The sequence below is a fragment of the Actinoallomurus acaciae genome, assembly GCF_042429965.1.
Classification (GTDB): domain Bacteria; phylum Actinomycetota; class Actinomycetes; order Streptosporangiales; family Streptosporangiaceae; genus Actinoallomurus; species Actinoallomurus acaciae.
In genome coordinates this window covers 1-6,052 of record NZ_JBHLZP010000481.1, presented here as the reverse complement: position 1 = coordinate 6,052, position 6,052 = coordinate 1, and the positions used below count along the sequence as shown (strand labels likewise).

Here is a 6,052-nt window from a genome sequence, read left to right as displayed (position 1 = left end):
CGCCACGACGACGGCGGCGAAGGCGTCGTTCAGGTCGTGCCGGGCCTGGGCCACGTGCACGGACGCGTCGTGCGGGGTGAGGCCGAGGACCTCGGCGACCTCGTCGACGTCCAGCTCGTGCCGCAGGGACAGGTCGAGCGCCTCCCGCTGGGAGCCGCTGAGCACGAGCAGCGCCGAGTGCACGAGCCGGCGGGTCGCCTCGTCGGCCTCGTCGGCCCCGTCCGGGACCGCCTCGGGCGCACGCTGGCGCTCGACGGGCAACTCGGCGTACGCGCGGCGGCGCAGGCACTCGTCCCGGGTGACGGCGTACAGCCAGCCGCGGAAGAGGCGCGCGTCGGGGATCCGCCCGATGCGCTCCTGGACGGTGATCAGAGAGTCGTGCAGCGCGAGTGCCGCGGTCTCCTGGTCGCGGAGGAGGACATGGCAGTAGTCGAACAGCCGTGGGGCGTACGAGTCGTAAATCTCCGGCAGGGCGTGGGGGTCACCCGCGTACAGCGACTGAGCGAGCCGCTGGTCGGCTTCCCTGTCGATACTCGGCCATGCGGCCACGGAGTCCTCCTGCTGAACTGGTGGGGCACGAGGTCACAGACGCCCCACCTGGTGCGTGGGTTCACAGGATCCTGCCACCATCTACAGCTAGTTTGGAGGATTTAATGGCAAATAGGTCATATCTGGCTACTGAATGTCACCGAAATGGGCGTTGTTTCCGGGAGCAATGACCGACGGTGACGGTAAAAGGTCGACCGGCGCCGTCGGGGGAGTCCCCGGCGCGGCGAACGGGCCCGCCCGGGTACGGGCGGACCGGCGCCGGCTCGGCCGCTCAACCTTTCAGGTCGGGGAAGTCCTCCTCGCGGAACTCCCCCGGGCGGCGTTCGTCGTGCTCCAGGCCCCGCAGCTCGACCCGGCGGATCTTGCCGGAGATCGTCTTGGGCAGGTCCGCGAACTCGACGCGCCGCACCCGCTTGTACGCCGCGAGGTGCTCCCGGCAGTGCGCGAGGATCGCGCGCGCCGTCTCGGCCGTCGGCTCGTGCCCGGCCGCCAGGCTGACGTACGCCTTCGGCACCGCGAGGCGTACGGGATCGGGCGCGGGCACCACGGCGGCCTCGGCCACCGCCTCGTGCTCCAGCAGCACGCTCTCCAGCTCGAACGGCGAGATGCGGTAGTCCGACGCCTTGAACACGTCGTCGGTACGGCCCACGAACGTGATGTAGCCGTCCGCGTCCCTCGTCGCGACGTCACCCGTGTGGTAGTAGCCGTCGGCCATGGCCGCGTCGTTGAGTTCGGTGTCACCGTGGTAGCCGACCATCAGCGCCGCGGGACGGTCCGACAGGTCGATGCAGACCTCGCCCTCGTCGCCCTTCTCGCCGGTGGCCGGGTCGATCAGGGCGATCGTGTAACCGGGCAGCGGACGCCCCATGGACCCGGGCTTGAGCGGCTGCCCGGGGGAGTTGCCGATCTGCGCCGTCGTCTCGGTCTGGCCGTACCCGTCGCGGATCGTCAGGCCCCAGTGCTTCCGCACCTGGTCGATGATCTCCGGGTTCAGCGGCTCGCCGGCCGCCACCACCGTGCGCAGCGGGAGCCGCCACGCGGACAGGTCCTCCTGGATGAGCATGCGCCACACGGTCGGCGGGGCGCAGAAGCTCGTGACCTCGCAGCGCTTCAGCACGTCGAGCATCGCGGGCGCGGAGAAGCGCGTGTAGTTGAAGAGCAGCACGCAGGCGCCGGCGTTCCACGGCGCGAAGAAGTTGCTCCACGCGTGCTTGGCCCAGCCCGGCGAGGACACGTTGAGGTGGATGTCGCCGGGACGCAGCCCGATCCAGTACATCGTGGACAGGTGGCCCACCGGGTACGACGCGTAGGTGTGCTCGACCAGCTTCGGCTTGTCCGTCGTGCCCGAGGTGAAGTAGAGCAGCAGCGTGTCGGTGCCGTGCGTCGTCTCCTCGCCCCCGGGGTACGGCTCGGCGGCGTACGCGTCCTCGTACGACAGCCAGCCCTCGGCCGAGCCGACCGAGATGCGCGTCCACTCGCCGGCCAGACCGTCGAACTTGGCCGTCTCGCCGGCGCCGGTGACGACGTGCCTCACGCCGCCGCGTTCGATGCGGTCGGTGAGGTCGGCCGGGGTGAGCAGCGTGGTCGCCGGGATGACGACGGCGCCCAGCCTCATCGCGGCGAGCATCGTCTCCCACAGCTCGACCTGGTTGCCGAGCATGAGCAGGATCCGGTCGCCCCGCGAGACGCCGTGGCCCCGCAGCCAGCCCGCGACCTTGCTGGACCGGTCGGCGAGCTCGGCGAACGTGAGCTTGGTCTCCGAGCCGTCCTCTTCCACGATCCACAGCGCCGGGGCGTCCGGCGACTCGGCGGCGAGCACGCCGTCGAACCAGTCCACGGCCCAGTTGAGGCCGGGCGCGTCGGGCCATCGGAACCCACTGCGTGCGGCGTCGTAGTCTTCGGCCTGCGCCAGGAGGAAATCGCGGGCCGCTTTGAAGGTGGCGGCATCGGGGGTCATGTGTCGCATCCTGGCACTGCCCCGCCGATCACGTAAATACCGGCGGCGATCAGCCGATGATGCCGCACGACCAGGTGACGCTGGTGGAGCCGTTCGGTGAGAAGAACACCGTCGCGCTCTTCGAGTCCGGGCAGGCGTCCTCGCTCTGCGTCACCGTCACCTGCACCGACCCGCCCTTCGCGAGCTTGCCGCCCGACGGGGAGAGCGACACCGGCCCGGAGGTCGAGGAGTTCCACGACACCGCACCCCCGACGGCCCTCACCATGACGGTGCAGCTGTTACTGATGCCCATGTCGCAACTGCCGTCGACGGACAGGGTGCCCGGCGTGGGCTTGGGACTTGGTTTGTGGGTCTTCGGCGGGGCCGGGCGGTGGGTGGTCGGGGTCGGCGTCGGCGTGTGCTTGGTGGGCGTGGGTGTCGGCGAGTGCTTGGTCTTCGACGGGGACGGCTCGACGCTGTCGGTCGGCGAGGGGAAGTCCGAGGGAGTGTCGCTCGGAGCGGCCACGACGTTGCCGGGGACCTTGTTGTCCGCGTTCTTCGGGCCGTCCGACCCGCTCGTCAGCAGGAAGATCGCGCCGATGACCAGCACCACGCACGCCGCGACCGCGATGGCCGGCATCAGGTGCGAGGAGGTCCCGTCGCCGCTCCGCCGCTCCTTGCGGGCCGGCTGTGCGCGGCGTTCGATGCTCGTCGGCCAGCCCCAGACGTCGAACGGCTCGGCGCGCTGCGCGATGCGCGTGCGGTTCTCGTGCTGGTCGGGCGCCTCGGCGAGCGCCAGCACGGCCATCCGCAGGTCGGAGGGGATCGCCGCGATCGGCAGCACCTGCATCAGCCGGTTCGTGGAGACCTTGCGCTTGCGGCGATCGCGGCAGACCGGGCAGGACTCGATGTGGCGGATCAGCTTGCGTGCGACGTCCGACGGCAGCGGCCACACGTTCTCGTCCACGAGCGCGGCCACGCTCGGGCAGTCGCCACGCCCCGTACGCGCGATGATCGCGGCGGCGAGGGAGTTGTCGAGGTCGTCGCGCGCCTGGGCGACCAGCTCGGTCGCCTGCTGGGAGGAGATGCCGAGCACTCCGCCGAGCTCCTCGGCGGACAGGTCGTGCCGCGCGGACAGGTCGATGGCCTCGCGGTGGCGGGCGGCCATCCCGGCGAGGGCGCTGTGCACGAGCTGCCGGGTGTCCTCGAGCCGCTGGCGCTCCTCGGCGTCGAGGAACGCGTCCTCGTTCTGCTCGGGCGCCTCATGGCGTTGTTCGGGACGGTCGGGATCGGCGAGCTGCCGCAGACACTCGTTGCGAACGATGGCATAGATCCAGCTGCGGAACCGCTCCGGTTCCCGCAACTTGTCGATGTGCTCCTGCGTCGCGATGAGCGAGTCGTGCAGGGCGTCCGCGGCCAGGTCCTGGTCGCGGAGCAGCGCGTGACAGTAGTCGAACAGGCGTGGTGCGTAGAAGTCGTAGATCTCCGCGAGTGCGGCGGTGTCACCGTCGCGCAGCGACTGCGCCAGCCGACGATCCTCTACACGGCCGAGACTGGGCCAACCGGCCACAGGTTCCTCCCGAGAGTGTCATGCCCGGACAGACCCCCGGAAATGAAGAAGGAGGCCCGACGCCCCGCTCCCGTCGGGCCTCCTTCACGTACAAGACGCCGCAGCCGGGAGCCTGGTTTACAGGATCCTGCCACTAGTCCAAGAAAATCCTCTCCCGAATGATTAGACCGATATGAACTCGTGTTGGCGGTTTCAGTGGCACTGGGGCGCGCAGATGCGCCGCGCGATCGTCTCCAGCAGGAAGCGTTGCACGTCCTGGGGCTTCAGGGCGTGGAACGCGTCACCGTTGGTCTCCGCCGCGATCTTCTGCATCGAGGACATGTCCACGTCCGGCCCGAAGCCGATGAAGACGACCATGACGGGCCGCTCCGGGTCGGCCTCCTTCTTCAGCGTGCGGAGCAGGCCGGTGAGGGAGATGCCGTTCTGGTCGTCGTTCTTCCCGTCGGTCAGCACGAGGACGGAGTGGTAGTAGCCCGGCTTGTAGCTCTTCTGCAGCGACCGCACGCTCGCGAGCACCGAGTCGTACAGGCCGGTGTTGCCGGTCGGCTTCGGGCGGACGCGGCCCAGAGCGGACAGGATCGCCTGTCTTCGGGTGCCCGAACCCAGGCGGGTGGACAGCGGCCCGATCGGCACCTCGGTCCGGTAGTCCAGCAGGCCGTTCAGGTTCGTGGAGAAGGTCCACAGCCCCAGGTCGGTGTCGTCGGGCAGCATCGCGAGGCCGTTCTGCGCGATCTGCGCGGTCGCCTGCATGCGGGTCAGGCCGTTGCCGACCGGCTGCGACATCGACCCCGACACGTCGAGAAGAGTCAGCATCCGCGTGCGCAGGGAGAGCTTGGTCCACGCCTGCATGACGTCGGTGACATCGCCGGCGGCCGGGGTCGGCAGCGCGCGCGGCGCCTTGGGGCTCAGCCCGTTCTGGCTGGTGAAGCCGTCGCCCGGATGGCCGTCGGGGGTACGGAAGCCGAGCGCGCGCACGGCGTTCTTCGCCTCGGTGCCGCCGAGCGCCTGCTCGAGTAGACCGGCCGCGCTCACCTTGTCGTCGTCGTCGGTGGCCAGCGTGAACGGGTAGTCCAGGCTCAGCAGGCCCTCGCTGGGATACAGTGCCGTGGCCGCGGTGGAGGGGTTCCCGCGGTTGAACTTCCACACCGCCTGCTCGGGCACGATCACCACCGGCGCACGTCCGTGCAGGTCACGGTGGAAGCTGGCGAACAGGGCCTGCGGCGTCGGCGAGAGGCTGTTCTGCACGTTGCGGACGATCTGGGTGAAGATCGGGTCGGCGTTCGGGTCGCCCTGCAGCAGCTCGCGGGTCATGACCACCGCGCCGATGCCGCCCGCGTTGCGGTTCGGGTCGAGGATCTGCAGGTGTACGGAGTTGGCCGGGAGCATGTCGTTCTTGCTCACCGCGCCCGCGGAGAGCGCGTCGGTGGCCTTGAGCAGCATGTCCCACGTCGGGCGGATGCCCTCACTGTGGATCTTGTTGGCGAACGCCCGCGACGTGGCGACGACGATCGGCGTCTTGGCGAGCGAGGTCGGCGTCAGATGGACGCTCGACGCCCCCTTCGCGGTGCTGCGCACGAGCGTGACCCACAGCGAGGAGTCGGGGATCCACACGTCCGGGTCGGCCTCGCCCGGCACGGACCCGCCGCCGGACAGCACCGTGGACATGCCGGCCGGGTCGGACGCCTTGACCATCGCCCGTACGCACTTGCCGTTCACCGAGTGCCGCGCGTCGTCGAAGGACTTGGCGACCTTGCTGATGGCCGGGGCGATCTCCGGCGCCGCCGCCACGTTGAGCTTGATCGCGTCGCCGCCGCAGCCCCGCGGGCCCGCGAGCGCGTACACGCCCGCGCCGAGAAGAATGGCCAGACCGATCGCGCCGGCGAGCGGACCGATCAGCGTACTGAGCGAGCGGCGCCGTTCGGCCCGCCGCCGTCCTCCGCCACCCGGGGCCGAACCCGCCCGCCGGCGCCCGCCTTGGCCGGGCCGTGCAGCAGGTG

4 protein-coding genes are annotated in these 6,052 nt (G+C 70.3%); all 4 read right to left on the bottom strand.

Annotated features, from left to right (window positions below; genetic code table 11):
- Positions 1 to 549: RNA polymerase sigma factor (locus ACFFNX_RS39290; protein ID WP_378211243.1), on the bottom strand; the 549-nt coding region annotated here is incomplete at its 3' end.
- 271 nt (positions 550 to 820) lie between these two features.
- Positions 821 to 2,506, bottom strand: coding sequence for an AMP-binding protein (locus ACFFNX_RS39285; protein WP_378211242.1), 1,686 nt, complete (start codon positions 2,504 to 2,506; stop codon positions 821 to 823).
- A 49-nt stretch (positions 2,507 to 2,555) separates the two neighbouring features.
- Positions 2,556 to 4,055, bottom strand: a complete 1,500-nt coding sequence (locus ACFFNX_RS39280) for an RNA polymerase sigma factor (protein ID WP_378211241.1) — start codon at positions 4,053 to 4,055, stop codon at positions 2,556 to 2,558.
- Positions 4,056 to 4,247: 192 nt separating this feature from the next.
- Positions 4,248 to 6,052 (bottom strand): substrate-binding domain-containing protein (locus ACFFNX_RS39275; protein ID WP_378211240.1); only part of this gene is annotated, 1,805 nt, incomplete at its 5' end.